Raw genomic sequence first — 21,492 nt, forward strand, 5'->3', positions numbered from 1 at the left:
CCGTTGTGCTCAAATGACAATTTGTCCATCCTGTTTCGCTTGATGTGAATCGATTTGTCGTGTCTAGTTGACACATGACTGTCAGCGTAAGTTTACATCAAGATCGCTACCCTGCCCCTTCGGCCATGCTGGAGCTGATCAAACCCGTCACATGGTTCCCGCCGATGTGGGCCTACGCGTGCGGGGCTGTCGCTTCGGGTGTGGCGATTACCGAACATCTTGGCCTATTGATCGTCGGCGTGATCCTGGCTGGTCCGGTCGTATGTGGCATGAGCCAGGCCGCCAATGACTGGTGTGACCGGCATGTCGATGCGATCAACGAACCCAACCGCCCCATTCCATCCGGCCGCATCCCCGGCCGCTGGGGGCTGTGGATCGCGCTGGCGATGTCCGTGCTGTCCTTGGCGTTGGGGGCGTTGCTTGGCACATGGGGCTTCATCGCCACTGTGGTCGGTGTGATCGCTGCATGGGCCTATTCCGTCGAACCGATCCGGCTGAAGCGGTCCGGGTGGTTCGGTCCTGGCCTGGTCGGATTGTCCTACGAATCCCTGCCTTGGTTCACCGGCGCTGCCGTTCTGAGCCAGACACTGCCCTCCGGCCCGATCATCCTGATCGCCCTTCTTTACGGCATCGGCGCGCATGGCATCATGACCCTCAATGATTTCAAGGCCTTGGAAGGGGATGCCCAGATGGGGGTGAATTCCCTCCCGGTGACACTCGGTCCTGAAAAGGCAGCGAAGGTCGCCTGCATCGTCATGATCGTTCCGCAGGTCTTCGTGATCCTTGCGCTGGCCAAGTGGGGGCAGTCGACCCATGCGGCAATCGTTCTCGCCCTTCTTCTGGGTCAGCTTTGGGCGATGTCCGTCATGCTGAAAGACCCGAAGGCCAAAGCGCCGTGGTACAACGCGACGGGCGTTCTGATGTATGTCTCGGGCATGATGGTTTCGGCCTTTGCCCTGCGCGCGGTAGGAGCGTTCTGATGACGCTGGGTTGGTTCGCAATCGTACGCTTGGGTCTGGTGCAAATGGCGCTTGGCGCGATCGTGGTCCTGACCACCTCGACGTTGAATCGGTTGATGGTGGTCGAGCTGGCGCTTCCCGCCGTTTTACCCGGCATGCTGGTCGGCCTGCACTACGGCATCCAGATCACCCGCCCGAATTGGGGCTTTCTGTCTGACAAGGGTGGCAACCGCACACGCTGGATCCTGCGCGGCATGTTGATCCTGGCGGCAGGCGGGATCCTCGCCGCGTTGGGTGTCGTCGAAATGAAATCGAGCTATTCGCTTGGCCTGACCCTGTCGGTCATCGCCTATGCCCTGATCGGTTTGGGCGCCGGGGCATCCGGCACGTCCGTTCTGGCCCTGCTCGCCACCGCAACCGCGCCGCACCGTCGTGCGGCGGCGGCGACAATCACCTGGCTGATGATGATTTTCGGCATTGCCATGACCGCTGGTGTCGTCGGGCAGCTGCTTGACCCGTACACCCCTGCCGTCCTGATCCGTGTCGTGTCCGGTGTGGCCCTCGCCGCGCTCGCGATCACCGTTCTTGCCACATGGCGTATCGAACGGGGTGTCGAAGCGGCGCCCGAACCCGATCCGGTGCCCTTCCGCGAAGGTCTGGCCGAAGTGTGGGGCGAACCCAGGGCACGGCTGTTCACGATCTTCGTTTTCCTGTCGATGACAGCCTACTTCATGCAAGAGTTAATCCTCGAGCCCTATGCCGGCTTGGTCTTTGGCTTCACTCCCGGCGAAAGCACGACTCTGTCAGGCATCCAGAACGGCGGCGTGTTTCTCGGGATGCTGACAGTCGGCATTGCAGCAACCGCGCTACGGTTCGGGTGTCTGCGCAACTGGGTCATTGCCGGATGCCTCGGCTCGGCAGCGAGCCTTTGTGTGATCGCGATGCTTGGCGGATACGCCCTGCCCCAAACCCTACTGCCCTCGGTCTTTGCCCTTGGGTTTTTCAACGGTACGTTCGCCGTCGCGGCCATCGGGTCGATGATGGCGCTGGCGGGAGAAGGCCGGGAAAAGCGCGAGGGCACGCGCATGGGTCTTTGGGGCGCGGCGCAAGCCATTGCCGCCGGGTTCGGAGGTCTGACCGGGGCGGCGGCCGCTGACGTGATGCGGACGCTGACCAGCGACGCACCGGCCTTCGGGGCCGTCTTTGTCTTCGAAGCGGGATTGTTCCTCTGCGCGGCCTTCATGGCTTTGCGCATCATGGAGGGCAGAAGCCCGCGCCAACCCGAACTGATCGCAGGAGAGTGACCATGTATGATGTCGTTGTCGTGGGCGGTGGCCCGTCGGGTGCAACCGCCGCCGAAGACCTTGCCCGGTCCGGGCACTCGGTCGCGCTTTTGGACCGTGAAGGGCGGATCAAACCCTGTGGCGGAGCCATCCCCCCGCGCCTGATGCAGGATTTCGACATCGGCGAAGAGCAACTCGTCGCCAAGGTGAACACCGCTCGGATGATCTCGCCGACAGGGCGGCATGTCGACATTCCCATCGAGAACGGTTTTGTCGGCATGGTGGATCGCAAGGATTTCGATCCCTTCCTGCGCGCCCGCGCCGAAGCCGCCGGAGCCGTACGGTTCACTGGCACATTCGTACGGATCGACCGCGACAAGAAGGCCAAGCGCCGTTGGGTGGTCTTCCGCGACAAGGAAAGCGGCGAAGAGCGCACACTCGAGACCAGGCTGATCATCGGCGCGGATGGTGCGAATTCCCGCGTTGCGCGCGACGAAATTCCGGGCGGCGACAAGGTGCCCTTAGTATTCGCCTATCACGAAATCATCGCCGCCCCTGAGAAGAATGACATCTATGACCCGATGCGCTGCGACGTGATCTATGACGGCGCAATCAGCCCCGACTTTTACGGTTGGGTCTTCCCGCACGGAGGCACCACATCCGTCGGAATGGGCACCTATATTCAAAGCGTAAACCTGAAAGACGCCACCGCTGCGCTGCGCGAAGCATCCGGGCTTGCAGGTTGTGAGACTCTGCGCAAGGAAGGCGCGCCCATTCCCCTGAAACCTCTGCGCTTCTGGGACAATGCGCGTGACGTGGTGCTGGCGGGCGACGCTGCCGGTGTGGTTGCGCCCTCAAGTGGTGAAGGCATCTACTACGCGATGATCTGCGGCCGCTTCGCCGCGACCGCTTGTGCGGCGACTTTGAAATCCGGGCGGATCACCGACCTCGCCCTCGCTCGCCGCCTGTTCATGAAAGAGCACAAGACAGTGTTCCGCGTGCTGGGCCAGATGCAGGACGCGTACTACAAAAGCGACTCGCGCCGCGAAAGGTTCGTGTCACTGTGTCACGATGTCGATGTTCAAAAGCTGACCTTCGAGGCGTATATGAACAAGAAACTCGTGAAGGCACGGCCCATGGCGCATCTGAAAATCGGCTTCAAGAACGCGCGGCATCTTCTGGGACTCGTGCGGGAGACGCATGTATGAGCCAGACACTGATCCCTGCTTGGCGCGGTGACACGCTCGAACCCGTCGAAAAGCTCGACGCTCATATCCGTGGGCTAAAGCACAAGGCGATTTCGGTGTTTGTGCTGCGCGGAGACGAGATCCTGATCCAGCGTCGCGCAATGGGCAAATACCACACGCCCGGTCTTTGGGCGAACACATGCTGCACGCATCCAAACTGGAAAGAAAGCAGTCTGGATTGCGCAAACCGGCGTCTGAATGAAGAGCTGGGCATCACCGGTCTGACGCTCGACTTCAAGGACCAGGTAGAGTACCGCGCCGATGTTGGTGGCGGACTGATCGAACACGAGGTTGTGGACATCTTCGTTGCCGAGGTCGATGCGGCCCCGAAGCTTTCGCTCAATCCCGACGAAGTCATGGCGACTCGGTGGGTGCGCTATGGCGATTTGATGCAAGAGGTCGTTAACGACCCCGGTCGGTTTACCCCCTGGCTCCGCATTTACCTTGACATGTATGCGCCACAAATCTTCGGAAAACTGGCGGTTTCCTGCGTAAACCAAGCATAAATTAGCTACTTTTAAACACAATCGCTCCTGTTTGTTGCCCCAGTCCGTCCCTAGACATTTATGTGGGGCTCGAACTGGGGAGTTTGAGATGTCTGCTGCCACCGCCAGTGATCTGGAACGGTATATGTTGGACCTCGTCAACGAGGAGCGCACAAGCCGTGGCTTGAATGCTCTCGTGCTCGACAAGGTCCTGAACGCATCTGCCGACGCGCATTCTTCGTGGATGCTCGACAATAACGTTTTCAGCCACTCCGGGATTGGTGGCTCAACGCCCACCGAAAGGATGGAGGCCGAGGGCTTTGATTTGTCCGGTTCGTGGCGCACGGCGGAAAACATCGCGGCACAGAGCGAGCGGGGCGATGAGGGCCTGTTCGACGATGTCTACGACCTGCACATCGCCTTGATGAACAGCGCCGGACACCGGGAGAATATCCTGATGCCCGAGCTCGAAGTCGTCGGCATCGGCATCCAGACCGGGACGTATTCCTACGACAGTGGCACGTATTACTCGGTCATGGTCACGCAGAACTTCGCAATGACCGGCGGCGAGACGACGCCCGACATTTTGGGCCCGTCGGCATCGGTGCCGGAGAACACCAATTCGCAACCGGACACGGCCGGTGTCCTCGTGGGCACTGCAACCGCAGAAAACCTTGTCGGGACCGATCAGAATGACACGATCACCGGGTCAGGCGGCAACGACATTCTGTCAGGACAAGGCGGGATCGACACCGCCGTCTACATGAACGATCGATCGAACTACGGTTTGACGATCAGTGATGACACGATCATCATCGAAGACCGCAGTGGTCGCGACGGGACAGACACCTTGAACAGTATCGAAATCCTCGACTTCGATGATACTTCCTTTGATCTGACAAAATTCACCAATGTGGGCAAATTGACGGATGCCGACATGCTGGCGTTCTGTGAACTCTATGTCGCCTATTTCAACCGGGCACCCGACGCCACCGGGCTTCTTTTCTGGGGATCGGAATTGGCGAGCGGCTCGTCCATGGACGAAATCGCACGGAAATTCTACGACTCACCCGAGACACAGTCCTTGTATGGCGGGTCGAACTCGACTTCCGACTTCGTGACCGCAGTTTACTCAAACGTTCTTGGTCGCGCGCCGGATGCCGCAGGCTTTACCTATTGGGTCGACGCGTTGGACTCGGGCTCGGTGGATCAAGCGTCCTTTATCCTCGCGATGATCGGCGGGGCCAAGGCGGCCACCGGAAGCGCGGTCGACGCGCAATACCTCGAGATGAAAGCCGAGATCGGCGCTTACTTTGCTGTGGTCAACGGGCTGAACAACGGTTCCGTGGCGCAGGCCGCGATGCAGGCGTTCGATGGGACCGTCGACTCCGTCTCAGAGGTCAAATCGATCATTGACGACCACGCGACCCTGGTCGACACGGCGCAAGGGTCGGAGTTCACCATCAGCGTGACCGGCCTCACAGACGACGCGTTGGATTGGGTCTGACCTTCACGCGCCTTTTGTAAGCGGCACGACCTTGCCATCGCTGGACGTCAGGGACACCGCTACCTTGTAAAGGTCAAAGCGCGTCATGCCCGCGTCAGCGTACATTTCGTCCGGGGACGCCTGATCGATGAATCGGTCGGGCAAGGTCATGGTCCGGATCTTGAGCCCGTGATCCAGCGCACCGCGATCCGCCAACTCGTGCAATACCATCGCCCCGAAACCGCCACGCGCGCCCTGCTCTACCGTGATCAGGGCATCGTGAGATCTGGACAGCTTGAGGATGAGGTCGATATCCAAGGGCTTGGCAAAGCGTGCGTCGGCAATCGTGACGCTCACACCATCTTTTTCGAGCAAGCGTGTCGCCGCTTCGACTTCGGCGAGATGCGCGCCGAAGCTCAGGAATGCGATATCGCTCCCCTCTTGAAGCACACGCCCCTTGCCGATTTCGAGCACCTCGCCGCGTTCAGGAAGCGCGACACCATTGCCGGACCCGCGCGGATAGCGGAAGGCGATGGGGCCGCTGTCATGCGCGACCGCAGTGGCGACCATGTGTTTCAGCTCCGCTTCATCGGCGGCGGCCATGATCGTCATGTTGGGAAGCGCGCTCAGGTAACCGACATCAAACGCCCCGGCGTGGGTTGCGCCATCTGCTCCCACAAGCCCAGCGCGGTCGATTGCAAACCGCACCGGCAAGTTTTGCAAAGCCACGTCGTGCACGACCTGGTCATAGCCCCGTTGCAGGAAGGTCGAGTAGATCGCGCAGAACGGCTTGAGACCCGAAGCCGCCATCGCCGCCGCGAACGTCACCGCGTGCTGTTCCGCGATACCGACGTCGAAGACACGCGCGGGAAAGCGGTCCGCGAGAATGTCGATGCCCGTGCCTCCGGGCATGGCAGCCGTTACACCGACAATGTTGGGATCGCGTGCGGCCTCTTCGGTCAACGCGTCGCCGAACACCTTGGTGTAGCTGGGCGCGTTCGGTCTGGATTTGGCCTGAGTGCCGGATTCGACATCGAATTTCGAAACACCGTGATACTTGTCGGCGCTGTTTTCGGCGGGGGCATACCCCTTGCCCTTCACGGTGCAGCAGTGGATCAGAACCGGACCGGTGGCGCGGGCGCGGGCGGCGCGCAGGACCGGAAGAAGCTGGTCCATGTCGTGACCGTTGATCGGCCCGATATATTCAAAGCCAAGCTCTTCGAACAGTGTTCCGGTGCCTTGCAAATTGCCCGTCACGAGCTGGCGCGCGCGTTTCGCGCTTTCGCGCATCGGTGCGGGCAAGGCTGCTTCGAACCCTTCGGCAAGGGACTTCATCTTGGCGAGCGGGTCGTTCGCGTACATCCGGCTCAGGTAGGATGACATCGCGCCGACTGGGGGGGCGATGCTCATCTCGTTGTCGTTCAGGATCACGAACAGCCGGCGGCCTTCGTGGCCCGCGTTGTTCATCGCTTCATAGGCCATGCCGGCACTGATGGAGCCATCACCGATGACGGCGATCGCATCGCCGGTCGGGCGGCCCATCTCGCGGCCAACGGCAAAGCCGAGGGCTGCGGAAATGGAGGTCGAGGAATGCGCCGCGCCGAAAGGATCGTATTCGGACTCGCTCCGCTTGGTGAAGCCGGACAGCCCGTCCTTCTGACGCAGGGTGTTCATTCGGTCGCGACGACCCGTGAGGATTTTATGGGGATAGCATTGATGCCCCACGTCCCAGATCAGCTTGTCCATTGGCGTATTGAACACCGCATGGATGGCGACTGACAGTTCGACGACACCGAGGCTGGAGCCAAGATGACCGCCGGTTTGAGACACGGCCGAGATCACCTCGGACCTCAGCTCATCGGCGACATCCTTGAGCGAGGCGTCGTCCATCTTGCGAAGGTCGGCCGGACCGGCGACGCGGTCGAGATGGGGGGTCTGGGGGCGTGTCATTTGGCAGTCTCCTCAAAGGACGTAGGGAAAAGAGGCGCCACGTTTACCAGGGGCTGCCCAGAAACGTGGCGCCGGTTCCTGTAGCCAACAGGAAGGGAACCGGGGTGTTGAGCCCCGCATCCGGTTTTGCATTTGGGAACCTATCAAAACCGGATCTGGCGACCCAAGCGATATCTCTACCGCTTGGGAATCGTATCAGGACTCGGGATCGGTGAGGGCCAGTTCCGGCCATTCATCGATCACGTTGAGACCTTGCAAAGGCTGCTGGTAGCCTTTGTGGCATGTCTTGCAGGCGGCTTTTGGTGCGTCAGCAAAGACCGGGCCAAGACGTTCTTCGGGATACAGTCCTTCGAGCGGAACAAGCCAATCGTTGTTGATTTCCTGAACCATGGTGATCCCCAGCATTTCCGTTGCCCATTGCGGCGTCACTTGCTCCGGGTCGTAGAACGCGCGGCTGTTGTGACAGAACACGCAGTTCACGCCGAGCGAGTTGGACACATAGTTCATGAGGCTGAACGTGCGTTCCGTGTCCTGCCAAGTCGGATAACCCTCTTCCGACGGATATGCGGCGACGTGAGCCTCAAGATCGTGAACTCCGATGCGACCGTAATCGAGAAGGTAGGACTCGAGCGCGTCGGACGGCAGTGAGGTGTACTGGCTTTGCACTGTCACGCGGTTCTGCACCGCAGCCCATCCGCCAGCGGCCTCGTTCACCGGACCAAGCCTGAACCAGATCTCGCTCGGAACCGCTTGGCCACGGTGACAGGTGTAACAGTTCACCCCCACCACCGCGTTCGATTGTACGTGGCCGATCCAGTCTTCGTTGATGGATTGGACCATGCCCACCATCGTGTACGCGATCTGGGTCTGGTAGTTGTCCGGGTCTTCCATCAGGTCGGGAATACCTGTCCAGGACCGCATCGCCACGACAAGTCGGGCGTAGTCTTCGTCCGATATGTTGCCCAAGGCGGGTGGCACGTTCTGCAACGCTTCGGCGCTGACCCCGGCGATATCTTCTTCCGTGATATCGTCGCGGCGCAGATACCCGGCGATTGTCGGATCTGCGTCACGGACTTCGCTGACGAATTCCGGCACGGACATGCCGGTGCCACGCGGTCCGGTTTGCAGACTGTCGGTCTTGAACGGTTGGCCGACGACAACGATGAAGGCGGCGACGGTGACGGCCACTCCGGCCGCCCCCACAAGGATCGCCGGACCGTAGATGTTGGTCGGGTTATCCCTGTTCCATGTATTGAACCACTTGGGAAGCATCAGTTCGACTCCTGTCCAATGAAGCCCTGGTACGTGGTGCCAAACGCTTCGTATCCGTAAGAGCCGTCATACATCGGAGCGAAGTGATGCTCCTGGGCCCAGATGAACCAGTTGTCCACAACGGTGCCGGTCAGAAGAATGCCGATGCCGCCGGTGATCGGGGTCAGAACCGCGAACCACCACGCCCAGCGGTGGATGCCTTCCATCGTGGCGTTGAAGCCCATCGTCCAGCGCCAGAACAAGGCGGCGCGTTCGGTGGCGGTGCCACGGTCCACGATCTGTTCCAGTTCCCGGTCGCCGCCATAGCGGGTGACAGCCAGAATGGTCGCGCCGTGCATCGCGAAAAGCAGGACAGAGCCATACAGGAACACGATCGAAAGCGCGTGGAACGGGTTGTAATAAAGGTTGCCGTACCGGATCGAAAACGCGGTGGTCCAGTCGAGGTGCGGGAAGATCCCGTAAGGCACCGCTTCTGACCAAGACCCCATCAGGATCGGACGGAAGAGACCCAGCACAAGGAACAGCCAGATTGCAGAGCCAAACGCCCAGAAGACGTGTTTGCCCATCTTGTGTTCCATGGCGAGCAGATAGGTCCGTGCCCACCAGCTCATCACCGACACCAGCAAGAAGAAGCTGGCGATGATGTACCATCCACCATCGTTCAGCGGTGGAATGCGCAACCCGTATTCCGGGCTTGGCGGTTCGAGCGCGAGCCAGAACAGCTGACGGATGAACTCGGGGATCGACCAACCGACCTGGGCCAGCATGTTCAGGCCGATGATGTTCAGCGCGAGGATACCCGTCGCGAGGGACACCATCCCGGTCCAACCAAGCCAAACGGGGCCAAGCTGTGCGTTGCCGATCCAGCCGATCAGGGTCGAAAAGCCGGGTCGGCCCATGCGTTCCTGACCGGATTGTTCGGTCTCCATGCCCCATTCAGGTGTGCCCTGAACCTGGACCTGTGTGAAAATGTTTTGATATTCAGCCATGATTACATCCCCACATTGGCGCCCCAGATGGGCAGTTCGAGCCACCAGTTCCACCACTCGGGCCAGCCTTTCGTCCAGACGGGACCAGAGATGATGATACAGATCGCGGACCAGAAACCGGCGTTCAGCGCGAGAAGCAGACCAACGCGGTGGATACCAAGTGTTCCGACCGAGTAGCCGATGAAATCACGAAAGAAGGTATCTTCGTGATCCGGCGTCTTCATCTCTTCACCCTTTTCGGGGTTCGCCGCCGACAGGATCAGGCCACCATGCAGCGCAAGCGCCAGGGTGGTGGTGAAGAAGAACGTCACCGCGATCATGTGGGCCGGATTGTAATGGAAGTGCAGATAGGCGTAGCCCGTGTTCGACACCCAGTCGAGGTGGCTGAAGATGCCATACGGGAAGCCATGCCCCCAGGCGCCCATGAGGAGCGGCCGGAAGATCACGAGGGTCATGTAAGCGAAAATCGCGACGCTGAAGGCGAACGGTACGTGATAGCCGATCCCCAGCTTGCGGCAGATTTCCACTTCGCGCAGCGCCCAGCTACAGAAAGCGCCCACTGCGCAGAACGTGATGATCTGCCAGAGGCCACCTTCCATCAGCGGTGCCATGCCCAGACCGTAACTCAGGTCGGGCGGCGCGATGTTGATGAGCCATGGATTGAATGTGCCTTGATCAGCCGCTCCCCACAGAATGAGGATCGTGCCGAGCAGAGCGAAAAAGGCGGTCGTGACTCCGAAGAAGCCTACGTAAAAAGGCCCAACCCAGAAGTCGAACAGATCGCCGCCGATCAGCGTCCCTCCGCGGACGCGGTATTTCTTTTCGAAGCTGAGCAGCGCCATCTTCTTAATCTCCGCGTTTGCCGGCGCGTCCCTCAAAGAGGTGCAGCCGTCATGTTTCAGTTCGGTTTTGCCGCGGGCGGTCCGGAATCGGGTGCCGCCCGCAGCGATCTTTTGAGCTCTTCCGAGCTCGCGAGCATTTACATGCCAGCGGCTGCTGCGGTTTCGAACCAGTTGATGCCGTTGGACAGCACCACCAGGTGAATCATTGCAGCCAGCAGGAAGAGGAAGACGCCCTGCGCGACAAACACGCGACGGGGATCAAAGATGAGCCAGATCTTGTAGAACTTTGCCATTTTCTAATCCTTCCTCAGAACCACGGGCGCCAGATGAAGGTTGCGAGGTGTGCAACCACTGCAACCGCCGAGAACAGCCAAAGGCCGCTCATGTAGACGGAATGCAGCTCCTGGGCCTGCTCGTCAGTAAGACCTGTGAATGACAGGTCGGTATTATCAGCCATGAACTTTCCTCCGGAACGTTATGCTGACGCCGCACTCCCTGCGGCCGGGTCCATCGGGGCTTGCGCCCCTCAGGTCCTGTCCACCCCGCCGGGTGGCCAGTCTCGTGATCTCGACCATCAGGCCGAGAAAATCAGGGGCGTGATCCGATCCGCTTCGCACCATGCGCGGGCCAATGGGCCGCGCAGGTTGAGCGTCTGTTTCTGGAACACATCGAGCATCCAGATCGCGGTCGCGAAGGGGATCGCGACGATGAAGATGATGCTGAAATAAACCAGGAACTCGGTTCCGCGTTTTGTGTGACCGTGCTTGTGAGGGCGCGTGTCAGAAGAGGTGAAATCCGTCATGTGGTCGGTCCTCCTTGGGATTTGGACAGGGCCTGAACCGTCTCGAAGACGACGCGTTCAGCACCTTGTTTCAGGGCTGCGGCCTCTGCGGCATCGCGCAGGTTCTTGGCGGCAGAAATTCGAGTGAGCACCGGATGCTCGGAAACGATCCGGTCCAGTTCGGCTTGCGCATCGGTGTCCCAAGGGAAATCCCGGCGCAGCGGTGTGAGGGTGGCATCCGCCCGATCCATTTCCGTGCCCAGCGGCAGGATATGGAACAGCGCATCGAAGAGGCCGTTGCAGACTTCCTGAAGCAGGTAGGTCGCGCCTGCATAGCCCATCATCGGTGTTCCGGTATGCCTGCGGATCGCGGCCCCAGGGAATGACGCAGGAATGAATGTCGGCTGCGGGCCATGCCCCGCCTTCATTTCGGCCAGGTACATCTTTTCGTTGATCGATCCCATCAGTACCAAGGGCTTCTTGGTGTGGATCATCGACCGCACTTCTTCGTTGTTGGTCTTCGCCCCGGCAACGCGGGCGACGGCAAAGGCGCAGGGCAGGCCAAGATCACCTTCGAGATAGTTGCGGATGCCACGGGCATAGGTCTCGTTCGCGACGATCCCAAAGGATGCTGTCGCAAAGAAGTCCTGCGTGACCGAGCGCCAGAGGTCCCAGACGGGCTTCAGCGTCGAATGCTTTTCCTGTTCGATGAACGGTTCCGGATCGAGACCCAGCATTTCTCCCAGCTTGCGCAGGAACTTTGTGGTGGAATCCATGCCGATGGGCGCTTGGAGGTACGGCTTGCCCAAGCATTCGCACAGGCCGCGACCGAATTCGCGATACATGCAGATGTTGACGTCAGCGTTCACGAGGTTCCGCATCTCGGCCAGATGTACGCCCAGCGGCATAACCATGTTGACCTCGGCCCCCATGCCTTCGACCAGACGCCGGATCTCGGCAAGATCAGACGGCATGTTGAACGTGCCATACATCGGGCCAAGGATATTGACGCGCGGTTTGGCATCTTCTTCGCGCTTCTTCTCGGGCGGCATACGACCCTTGGTCATGCCGAATTCCGTAAAGATCCACGTCATCGCGCGATCCGCGCTTTCCCACTGATCCTCGTCGATGGTCCGTGGCAGGAACCGCTGAAGGTTCGTGCCCATCGGAGTCACACCACCGCCGATCATCTCGGCGATCGACCCAGTAACCACGACCGCAGGTAGAGCTGGATCGAGCACACCCCAGGCGCGCTTCATCGCGCCCTCGGTCCCCTCTCGACCCAGCTCCTCCTCACCGAGGCCAGTCACCACGATAGGGAGTTCATGCGGAGGAAGCGCGTCAGTGTAGTGCAAAACGGATGTGACAGGCAGGTTTTCGCAGCCGACCGGTCCGTCGATGACAACTTGCAGACCCTTGACGGCAGTAAAGGCGTAAACCGCCCCCCAATAGCCGCCCGCGCGGTCATGATCCTGGATCAGCATTTCACACCCCCGTTCGCGGCGATGCGTGCCTTTTCGGCGCGTTCGAGCTTCTTGAGGTTTTGGGCGCGGTAGTCGGGACGCAGGTTCGGGGATTTTTCCCAGACGCCAGCCGTGTCACCGGTACCGACACCTTCGAAAAACGCCTTCATGTCGTCCATGCGAGACTTGCCCGCGATGGCTGCGTTGATCACTTCGGCCAATGATCCTGCCCCGGCCGGCCCCATAAGCGGACGGGCCGAAATCAGGTTCGTGTAGTAGAGACCGGGAATGCCCATCTCCTTGGCCTTCTGCACGACCGGAGTTGTGCCGATGGCAAGATCGGGCTTAACGGCTTCCATCGCGGCGCAGTCGTCTTCGAGCGACGCGCGATAGGTGACCTTGATGCCCTTGCTTTCCAACCACTCGCGATCCGGCTCGGACCACTTGGTCCGTGGGCAGGCGGTGCCGACATAGCGCAGGTCTGCGCCACTTTCGACCAACAGGCGCGCGACCAGCAACTCCGACCCTTCGTAACCGGACAGCGTGATCGTGCCCTTGATCGGCATGGCCGCAAGCGCGCCCTTGATTGCTGGCAGGAACGCGTTTTGTGCAGCGGCGATTTGGTCTTTCGGGATGTTGAACGCATCACCGATGTTCGCAAACCAAGCGGCTGTGCCGTCGTGGCCAACCGGGGCAGAGCCGACGATCGGGCGACCCGCCGCTTCGAATTCACGAATTGCGGCGGTGTAGAAAGGATGGATCGCTGCGACGACACCGCAATCCAGTGCTGCGTACAATTCGCGCCACTCACGGCAGGGAACCACGGGGCCAGCCGCAAGACCCATCGGGGCCAGCATCGCACCGATCATCATGGGATCAGCCGGGAACATTTCGCCCAGAAGGGCGACGGTCGGACGATCCGACTTGCCGCCATCGGGGGCTTGCACCGGACCTGCCTTCACCTCTTCACGGGCGTAGTTGAGCATCGCTCCGGCAAGAACATCTTTCGCCTCGGCGTGGGTCGGGATACCGAAACCGGGAACGTCGATGCCGACGATCCGAACGCCGTTGATTTCTTTCGGAAGCAGACGCAGCGGCACCCCGGAGGCGGTGGGCACGCACAGGTTGGTCACGACAATCGCGTCGAACCGATCCGGGTCGGCCATTTCGTGAACGCTGTCTCGGATATCTTCGTACAGCTTGCCAGTCACCAAAGTCTCGGAATTAAACGGCACATATCCAACCGAGCGACGTGCGCCATAGAAGTGAGACACAAAGGTCAGACCGTAAACGCAGCAGGCCGATCCCGACAGGATCGTAGCTGTGCGTTTCATCCGGAGGCCAACACGCAGCGACCCGAAGGCCGGACACATGGATTGCGGCTGGTCGTGCGGGCCTTTCGGATAATCCTTGGCGAACTGGTCCAGCATCTCGGAATTGCCCGCCATGCGTGCGGCCTTTTCCATTTCGGAGCCCGAGTGACACCCAAGCCCATCCGCCAGCACCGGCGCATCGGGGGCGTCGACCCGTGGTTCCCCACGGATCACCTCAACCTCTGCCGTCTCGTCGTATGTTGCTTCGTTTGTCACGTTTTCAACTTCTCATTTGGTTCCCAAGAGGCGGTCAGGGGGCTAGCCGTCACGCGTCGTCGTAGATCACTTCCAAAGACTCGGCCGGGGCCGCGTTTTTGCCGCGCATGTCCGTGTCGGTTGCGGGCACAAGCGTGTACCCGGCGCCAGTTTCGGACCCGTCGAACAGCTCAAGAAGTTGGTCCTGATTCAGGGGAGCGGGGCGCACGGGCGGCGCTTCGCCCACGTTCAGACCAAGCTCGGCAAAAAGGCTTCCCCAGGGGGACGCATCAGTGCCAACGATCTGGTAATTCGCGGATTTCTTGCGCAGGTCGTCATCCTGCGGGATTGAGGCCAGAACGGGGATTTTGACCGCCTCGGCAAAAGCCTGCGCCTCGCCCGAGCCGTCATCCTTGTTGATGACAAGACCGGCCACACCCACATTGCCACCAAGACGGCGGAAATATTCGACAGCGGAACAGACATTGTTCGCGACGTAGAGCGATTGAAGATCGTTCGACGCGACAAGGATCACCTTCTGCGCCATGTCACGCGCGATCGGCAGGCCGAAGCCACCGCAGACGACATCGCCCAGGAAGTCGAGCAAGACGTAATCGAAATCCCAATCATGGAAGCCCAGCTTTTCAAGCAGCTCGAACCCGTGGATGATCCCACGGCCACCACAGCCACGACCCACTTCCGGTCCGCCAAGCTCCATCGCAAAGACACCGCCGCGCTTGAAGCAGACATCGCCGATCTTCACCTCTTCCCCGGCCAGCTTCTTCTTGGTCGAGGTTTCGATGATCGTCGGGCAAGCCTTGCCGCCGAACAGCAGAGAGGTCGTGTCGGATTTGGGATCACAGCCGATCAGCAACACCCGCTTGCCCTGTTCGGCCATCATGTGGCTGAGATTCGCGAGCGTGAAGGATTTGCCGATCCCGCCCTTGCCATAGATCGCGATGATCTGGGTTTTCTTGGTGGCCTCGGTGGGCAGCACATCGGCAAGATCTTCGTTTGCCTCGTCACGTAGGCGCTGGTCGAAGTCTTTGAGATTTGGAACGTCGTCTTTCACGAAGGCGTCTCCCAGTTGAGGATCATTTTCAGGCAGGTCGGATCCTCGAACGCCGTGCGATAGGCGTCCGGAGCATCGGTCGCTGCCGCTTGATGTGTGATAAGGCCGTCAAGGCTCAGCGCGCCGTTCTCGACCAGCGTCCGTGTGGCCGCGAGATCATCGCGCGCCCATTCGGCGGCCACGCGGAACCGCGCCTCTTTCATGAAGGCGGGCGGGAAGGCGAATTGCAGCGGCTGGGTGTAGAAGCCGGCAAGCACGATCTCACCACCTTTGGCGATCCGACCGACAAGATCGTTCAGCAATCCGCCATTGCCGCTTGCGTCGTAGATCGACCGATAGTCCCTGCGGTCGTCGGCATCGGGATGCTTGACCTCGTACCCGTCGGCACCGTCGACACGATCGGGATTGATTTCCCAGACGGTTGGCGCTGGGGCGCCTGCGGCGATGGTGAGACGAGCGAGCAGCCGACCGAGAACACCGTGCCCGACGATCAGATCGGGCACCGTCTTGTCGAGCCCAGCCATCGCATGACGCGCCGTCGCTGCCAGGGCGAGAAGAGCACCCTGAGCGCCCAGCGCCCGGTCGATCCGAGTGACGCGATCCTGCGATGTGACCAGGCGATGCGTCGCGCCGCCGAACAGGCCGAACACGCCATCATAGCAGTTCGCACCCGGCACGAAGACATGATCTCCGGGCTTGTACCCGGTATTCGCACCCGCCTCGACGACTTCGCCGGACGCTTCGTAGCCGGGAATGAGCGGATATCCCATACCCGGAAACGGCGGCATGTCACCCGTCCAAAACAGCTTTTCCGTCCCGGTCGAAATGCCGGAATGAGCGATGTCCACCACCAGATCGTCAGGACCGGGATCGTTGAGTTGTACGGTTTTGAGAGCAAGGGTCTTGGGTGCGTTCAGCACAATGGCGTTCGTTTGCATCCTTACCTCCTCCGGTTCGAGTGCGACGGTTTCCTAGAATCGAATCCGGGGTGTCATCGGCACGTCTTCATGTGTCAGTTTATTCTTACACACATATCTGTCAACTATATTAGACACTTTGGAATGGAAAACACTGGTCTCGCAGGTTTCATGGCTTTGCAGCGGTCAGTGTGGTGGTCACAAACGGGCGGCGCGAAGGATATGTTTTGACGCTCGTGAAACCTGCATCGCGGCACAGAGCCCCGATCCTGTCGGCGCTGCGTACAGTGCCGGTCTGCAACGCCATGCAGTAGAAACTGAAATACACATCGCCAGCGATTTCCGGCGTTGTGCCGCCGGACATCGGTTCTGAAACCAGTAGCTGCCCGCCTTTCGGAAGTGCCTCGAAAACCTTGGCCAGCAACGCGACGACAGTGTGATCCTCGTGGTCGTACAGCACTCGGATCACAGAGATCACATCCGCGCCCTCAGGCAGCGGATCGTCACGAAAGGAGCCGGGAACAAAGTTCAGGCGGTCGCTTGCTTTCGACGCGCGCAGACGCGTCGTGGCGTTTGGCGCAACCGCAGGAAGGTCAAATACGGTCGCTTCAAGCTTCGGATACTTCAGAGCGGCAGCCTCGGCGAACACGCCGTACCCTCCGCCGATATCCAGAAGATGCCGAGCCTTGCCCAGGTCGACGCTGGCCAGCGTGTCCGCAGCAACAATCTCTTGCGACCGCGCCATCAGGTCGGAATATCTGTCGGAGGTGTCCGCGTCGGTCGCGTTGCCCGCGCCAAACACGTAAGGCCAGAAAGCTGCGAGTTCCGTGTCAACGTCGCCTCGCAACAAAGCGACCGGATCGCTGAGATCCCGGTAAAACGCAGCGTGATGACGGATCATGTCCTCAAGCCCCGGAACGCCGATCATCGCAGCGCCCTTGCGGGCCAAAGCATACCGGCCCGCACGATCGCGTTTGGTCAGCTTCATCGCTGTGGCTGCCATCAGAAGACGGTCCATTTTCTCGGATCGCAGTCCCAAGACCTGCGCCAGCTGATCGGCGCTTTGGGCACCCTCCATCAGCCGATGCAGAACGCGCAACTCAACCAAAGCGAAAAGAATCTGCGATTTGACGAAGCCCTGAACGATATCGAAAAGCTCAGCCCCATCTTTCGCAGCTGTTCCACGTGTCAGGGGAAACGAGGACGCCCAGCGCTGAAATGCGGGCCGAGCAATGATCCGCATCAGACGGGTGCGAAGCCCCAGCTTTGGACGGTATCCAACAGGCGGGATATCCGAGGCCAGCGCCATTCTACCCGGCTCGGGCGGCGCGGGTTTCGAGAACGGGGGTCAGACGTTCCGCTTGCATGCGCACCATTTCCGCCAATTGCGCCTCACCGGGGCAGGACGGGATCGACGAGATCGCGCCGGACAAGATATCCCTCAGCCGCGACTGCGCGCCGTCGACACCCAGCACGGTGACGGCATTGGGTCGTCCGTGCAGATCGTCTTGGCCCACTGGTTTGCCAAGCACTTCGCTGTCATACAAAGCGTCGCGCAGATCATCGGCGACCTGGAACGCCTCGCCGATGCGGGCCCCCAATTCGTACCACGGCTCTTCGTCCTGACCGGCGGCGATGGCACCCATCTGGGTCGCCGCGATGAACAAAGCGCCGGTCTTGGATTTGTGGTAGGCTGACAGGTCGATCTTGGCTTCGCTCTCCCATCCCTGCCCCGCGCAAATACCGTGCGGCATACCGGATTGTCGGCTCAGCGCTCGAATAAGTCGGATTGCGCGATCCGGCGAATGCTCCGCTGCCAGGGCAAGCACTTCGAATGCCAGAATGATCAGCGAGTCACCTGTCAGAACGGCAAGAGGCTCCGAATAGGCACGGTGCACCGATGGCTTGCCACGGCGCAGGTCAGCATCGTCGAAACAGGGAAGATCGTCATGCACCAGGCTGGCGCAATGGATCAACTCGAGCGCAGCTGCGGCCGCATCCGCCACCTTCGGCGAATCGTCTCCGCAAGCCATCGCGACCGACATCAGTATTGTCGGACGGATGCGCGCGCCGCCGGGCGTACACGCATAATGCAAAGCGTCCGACAACTTGGCGGGGGCAGTCCCGCCCTGTCCGATGCGAATTGCCGCCTCAACAGCGGAATTGATACGGGTCTGAAGTCCCATCGAACACTCCTGAAAACATTATATTGTCATCTTGATCTGACACACTAGTGTAAACCATACTGGACACTTGGCAATTGCGAGTCAACAATTCGATAATGAAAAAGCCACGACACAGTTCTGGCCGCGTCATTGTGATTGGTGCGGGGATCGGGGGGCTGGCGACCGCCCTGCCTCTGGTGCACCGTGGATTCGATGTGACCGTCCTCGAACGGCAGTCCGTTCCCGGCGGCAAGATGCGTCAGGTCAATGGCGTCGATGCAGGGCCGACCGTGCTGACCATGCTCGACGTGTTCGAGGCGTTGTTCGACGATGTCGGGGAAATGCTGTCGGATCACGTCACGCTGATCCCGCAAACCATTCTGGCCCGTCATTGGTGGCCGGGCAGCGGACCGCTTGATCTGTTCCCGGGTCGCGCCCAAAGCGCAGAGGCCATCGGAGCCTTCGCTGGGGATACGGCCAGATCGGAGTTCCTCACCTTTGCCGACCGCGCCGCGCGGCTTTTCGACGGGTTTCGGGACCCCGTGATGATTCACCCTGAGCCCAAGCTGGGCTCTTTGACATCGCATGTAATGAAGCACCCGTCGCTGATACGGGATATGGGCGTTGGCCAAACCCTGAAGAAGCTACTTGATCGCAGCTTCACGGATCCGCGCCTGCGTCAGCTTTTCGGTCGGTACGCAACTTATGTGGGCGGATCGCCGGATCGATCGCCTGCCCTATTATCCCTGATTTGGGACGCCGAAGCGCGTGGCGTCTGGTGCGTCAAAGGCGGGATGAGCGCGCTTGCGCAGGCAATTGCATCCCTGATCGAGCGCAAGGGCGGCACAATCAGAACAAACGCGGCGGTCCAAAAGATCAATACGGCCTTTGGCGGTGTGTCCGGCGTCACGTTGGAATCAGGTGAAACGCTCTACGCCGACCATGTCGTCTTCAATGGCGATCCGCGCGCGCTGGCCCTTGGTCTTCTTGGCGCCGCGACATCCGAAACCGCCAAGATGACCACCAAGCGTGCGCGTAGCCATTCGGCAAACGTCTGGAGCTTCCGCGCGACGCCGTCGGAAATCGACCTGGTTCATCACAATGTCTTCTTCTGTGATCCGTCGAAAAACGAATTCGCCGAGATCGAGCGCGGCTTCATCCCGTCCGATCCCTCGCTTTACGTCTGCGCGGAAGATCGCGGACAGGATAGCCCGACGCCCAAAACCGAACGGTTCGAAATCATCATGAACACGCCGCCTCTGACGCAGCGTGCGGCACAGCCCGAGGATTACGAGATATGTCACACACGGACTTTTCCCCTTCTTCGCCGCTTTGGGCTGAGCTTCTCACCGGAACCGGGACCGGACGGCCTGACGACGGCGAAGACCTTCGACGCGCTCTTCCCCGGCAGCGCCGGTTCGCTTTACGGGCAGACCCCGCACGGGATGACAGCCGCCTTGGAGCGGCCGACAGCACGGACCAGGATCAAGGGGCTGTATCTGGCGGGCGGCGGAACGCATCCGGGGGCGGGCGTCCCGATGGCGGCGCTCTCCGGCAGGCACGCGGCCGAGGCGATTGTGACGGACCGAACTTCAACCTCAAGGTCCCGGAAAACGGTTACGCCTGGTGGTACGTCGACGGCATCAGCGCGGACGGCAAACGCGCTGTCTCGGTCATCGGGTTCATAGGGTCGGTCTTTTCGCCGTGGTATCGCTGGTCAGGCCGCAAGAACCCCGAAGACCATGTCTGCATCAACGTCGCAACCTATGGGCCCGGCGGACGGTTCACGATGACCGATCGTGGCCAGCCTGCACTGCGTCAGACCGCGAACAGCCTTACCGTTGGTCCATCGTCGATGTCCTGGAAAAACGGGAAACTGGTGATCGACGTCAATGAAATATCGGGGCCTCCGATCATCAGCCGCGTCCGGGGGACCATCACCGTCACGCCCACCGCGATCACTCAGGTGGAGCTTCCGCTGACTGAAGACGGCGCCCATGTCTGGCGACCGTTCGGGCCGGTGTCTGACATCTCTGTCAATCTCGATGCACCCGGTTGGCAATGGGATGGCCACGGGTACTTCGACGCGAATTTCGGCACCCGCGCTTTGGAAGAGGATTTTTCTTACTGGACCTGGGGAAGATATCCGAACGCCGACGGAAGCACATGCTTCTACGATGCAACGCGGCTTGACGGATCAGAGCTTGGCGCAGGTTTTCACTTCGATGCCGATGGAACTGCGTCTGAAATCGACCTGCCTCCACAGCTTGAATTCAAACGCTCGCTCTGGGCGGTTCGCCGTGAAACGCGGGGCGATTATGGCTTCAGGCCGCGACAGGTGATGAACATGCTTGATGCACCGTTCTATTCCAGATCCATGGTCGAGACGCGATTGAACGGTGAAAAAACGGTTGGTGTGCACGAAGCGTTGGACCTGACGCGATTCAGGTCGCCTTTGCTCAAACCGATGCTGGCCGTCAGGGTGCCGCGCCGAAAAAACTGGTCATTCATCAATAAAGCGACGGGCGATTAAGCGACGGGCGCGCCCGCTTGTTTGGCTTCTTGCGGATTCAAACGCCAGACGCTCGCATTGAGAGCACCGGCAATCGTGACCCAGATGAGATATGGGATGAACAATGCACCGGCGATCCAATCGACCGACCATAGCGCCACCAATGTGGCAAAGACCGAGACCCACAAGGCCGACAGCACGAACATCCCCAGACGGATACGCTTCAGCCCGAAAAATACAGGCGTCCACAATCCGTTAAGCGCGACCTGCAACGCCCAGAACGCCATCGCAATCCCGTTCTCCGGCAGAAGCGCCACGCGTGCGCCGGCGGTTGCCATGCAAAGGTAAAGTGTTGTCCAGACCACCGGAAATACCCAATCCGGCGGAGTCCAGAACGGCTTGTTCAGATTTCGATACCACGGGCCCGGCGGAAACAATCCGCCGGTCGACCCTGCCGCGAAACAGGCCGCGAGAAAAATGCCGAACAAGAGCCAAAACATT

The 21,492-nt window shown here is 60.3% G+C and carries 21 protein-coding genes; 7 read left to right on the forward strand and 14 right to left on the reverse strand.

The features are described from left to right. The first annotated feature begins 74 nt into the window (after positions 1-74). The 5 genes from chlG (at position 75) to Q1B16_RS08590 (ending at position 5,481) form a co-directional block, all read left to right on the forward strand. Positions 75-980 (forward strand): chlorophyll synthase ChlG, encoded by a 906-nt coding sequence (gene chlG, locus Q1B16_RS08570; protein WP_299786615.1) that lies wholly within the window; start codon positions 75-77, stop codon positions 978-980. Then, on the forward strand, positions 980-2,263 hold the full coding sequence (locus Q1B16_RS08575) for a BCD family MFS transporter (RefSeq protein WP_299786617.1): 1,284 nt from the start codon (positions 980-982) through the stop codon (positions 2,261-2,263). The genes chlG and Q1B16_RS08575 overlap by 1 nt, the downstream gene beginning before the upstream one ends. 2 nt (positions 2,264-2,265) lie before the next feature. After that, positions 2,266-3,450: a geranylgeranyl diphosphate reductase gene (locus tag Q1B16_RS08580; RefSeq protein WP_299786619.1), complete on the forward strand. Its 1,185-nt coding sequence runs from the start codon at positions 2,266-2,268 to the stop codon at positions 3,448-3,450. Continuing rightward, positions 3,447-3,995, forward strand: coding sequence for an isopentenyl-diphosphate Delta-isomerase (idi, locus tag Q1B16_RS08585; protein WP_299786620.1), 549 nt, complete (start codon positions 3,447-3,449; stop codon positions 3,993-3,995). Before Q1B16_RS08580 ends, idi begins: the two co-directional genes overlap by 4 nt. 88 nt (positions 3,996-4,083) lie before the next feature. Continuing rightward, positions 4,084-5,481, forward strand: coding sequence for a DUF4214 domain-containing protein (locus Q1B16_RS08590; protein WP_299786622.1), 1,398 nt, complete (start codon positions 4,084-4,086; stop codon positions 5,479-5,481). Positions 5,482-5,484: 3 nt separating this feature from the next. On the opposite strand, the gene dxs is transcribed toward Q1B16_RS08590, so the two are convergent. From dxs to Q1B16_RS08655, 13 genes are all read right to left on the reverse strand, one after another. Further along, positions 5,485-7,410: a 1-deoxy-D-xylulose-5-phosphate synthase gene (dxs, locus tag Q1B16_RS08595; protein WP_299786624.1), complete on the reverse strand. Its 1,926-nt coding sequence runs from the start codon at positions 7,408-7,410 to the stop codon at positions 5,485-5,487. Positions 7,411-7,605: 195 nt separating this feature from the next. Continuing rightward, positions 7,606-8,682, reverse strand: coding sequence for a photosynthetic reaction center cytochrome PufC (pufC, locus tag Q1B16_RS08600; protein WP_299786626.1), 1,077 nt, complete (start codon positions 8,680-8,682; stop codon positions 7,606-7,608). Continuing rightward, positions 8,682-9,671, reverse strand: a complete 990-nt coding sequence (gene pufM / locus Q1B16_RS08605) for a photosynthetic reaction center subunit M (protein WP_299786628.1) — start codon at positions 9,669-9,671, stop codon at positions 8,682-8,684. Before pufM ends, pufC begins: the two co-directional genes overlap by 1 nt. Before the next feature lie 2 nt (positions 9,672-9,673). Beyond that, entirely contained in the window at positions 9,674-10,513 is an 840-nt protein-coding gene (gene pufL, locus Q1B16_RS08610) for a photosynthetic reaction center subunit L (RefSeq protein WP_299786630.1), read from the reverse strand. A gap of 137 nt (positions 10,514-10,650) precedes the next feature. Continuing rightward, positions 10,651-10,806: a light-harvesting antenna LH1, alpha subunit gene (pufA, locus tag Q1B16_RS08615; RefSeq protein WP_085627475.1), complete on the reverse strand. Its 156-nt coding sequence runs from the start codon at positions 10,804-10,806 to the stop codon at positions 10,651-10,653. A 14-nt stretch (positions 10,807-10,820) separates the two neighbouring features. Next, on the reverse strand, positions 10,821-10,970 hold the full coding sequence (gene pufB, locus Q1B16_RS08620; RefSeq protein WP_072778079.1) for a light-harvesting antenna LH1, beta subunit: 150 nt from the start codon (positions 10,968-10,970) through the stop codon (positions 10,821-10,823). Positions 10,971-11,087: 117 nt separating this feature from the next. Beyond that, on the reverse strand, positions 11,088-11,315 hold the full coding sequence (pufQ, locus tag Q1B16_RS08625; protein WP_299786633.1) for a cytochrome PufQ: 228 nt from the start codon (positions 11,313-11,315) through the stop codon (positions 11,088-11,090). After that, positions 11,312-12,778, reverse strand: coding sequence for a chlorophyllide a reductase subunit Z (bchZ, locus tag Q1B16_RS08630; RefSeq protein WP_299786635.1), 1,467 nt, complete (start codon positions 12,776-12,778; stop codon positions 11,312-11,314). Before bchZ ends, pufQ begins: the two co-directional genes overlap by 4 nt. Further along, entirely contained in the window at positions 12,772-14,346 is a 1,575-nt protein-coding gene (gene bchY, locus Q1B16_RS08635) for a chlorophyllide a reductase subunit Y (RefSeq protein ID WP_299786637.1), read from the reverse strand. Before bchY ends, bchZ begins: the two co-directional genes overlap by 7 nt. A gap of 49 nt (positions 14,347-14,395) precedes the next feature. After that, positions 14,396-15,397, reverse strand: a complete 1,002-nt coding sequence (locus tag Q1B16_RS08640; RefSeq protein ID WP_299786639.1) for a chlorophyllide a reductase iron protein subunit X — start codon at positions 15,395-15,397, stop codon at positions 14,396-14,398. Then, positions 15,394-16,335: a chlorophyll synthesis pathway protein BchC gene (bchC, locus tag Q1B16_RS08645; protein WP_299786641.1), complete on the reverse strand. Its 942-nt coding sequence runs from the start codon at positions 16,333-16,335 to the stop codon at positions 15,394-15,396. Before bchC ends, Q1B16_RS08640 begins: the two co-directional genes overlap by 4 nt. 148 nt (positions 16,336-16,483) lie before the next feature. Continuing rightward, positions 16,484-17,623 (reverse strand): methyltransferase, encoded by a 1,140-nt coding sequence (locus Q1B16_RS08650; protein ID WP_299786643.1) that lies wholly within the window; start codon positions 17,621-17,623, stop codon positions 16,484-16,486. 1 nt (position 17,624) lies between these two features. Further along, positions 17,625-18,500 carry a polyprenyl synthetase family protein gene (locus Q1B16_RS08655; RefSeq protein ID WP_299786648.1) on the reverse strand — a complete coding sequence of 292 codons (876 nt, stop codon included), beginning with the start codon at positions 18,498-18,500 and terminating at the stop codon, positions 17,625-17,627. A 95-nt stretch (positions 18,501-18,595) separates the two neighbouring features. On the opposite strand from Q1B16_RS08655, the gene crtD reads away from it, so the two are divergent. Both crtD and crtC read left to right on the forward strand, forming a co-directional pair. Further along, on the forward strand, positions 18,596-20,167 hold the full coding sequence (gene crtD, locus Q1B16_RS08660; RefSeq protein WP_299786651.1) for a 1-hydroxycarotenoid 3,4-desaturase CrtD: 1,572 nt from the start codon (positions 18,596-18,598) through the stop codon (positions 20,165-20,167). After that, entirely contained in the window at positions 20,122-21,012 is an 891-nt protein-coding gene (gene crtC, locus Q1B16_RS08665) for a carotenoid 1,2-hydratase (protein WP_299787846.1), read from the forward strand. The genes crtD and crtC overlap by 46 nt, the downstream gene beginning before the upstream one ends. On the opposite strand, the gene Q1B16_RS08670 is transcribed toward crtC, so the two are convergent. After that, positions 21,009-21,491, reverse strand: coding sequence for a TspO/MBR family protein (locus Q1B16_RS08670; protein ID WP_299786652.1), 483 nt, complete (start codon positions 21,489-21,491; stop codon positions 21,009-21,011). The two genes, crtC and Q1B16_RS08670, sit on opposite strands and share 4 nt — an antisense overlap. Position 21,492: the final 1 nt, after the last annotated feature.

Source organism: uncultured Marivita sp. (genome assembly GCF_947488135.1).
In the GTDB taxonomy this organism is placed as follows: domain Bacteria; phylum Pseudomonadota; class Alphaproteobacteria; order Rhodobacterales; family Rhodobacteraceae; genus Marivita.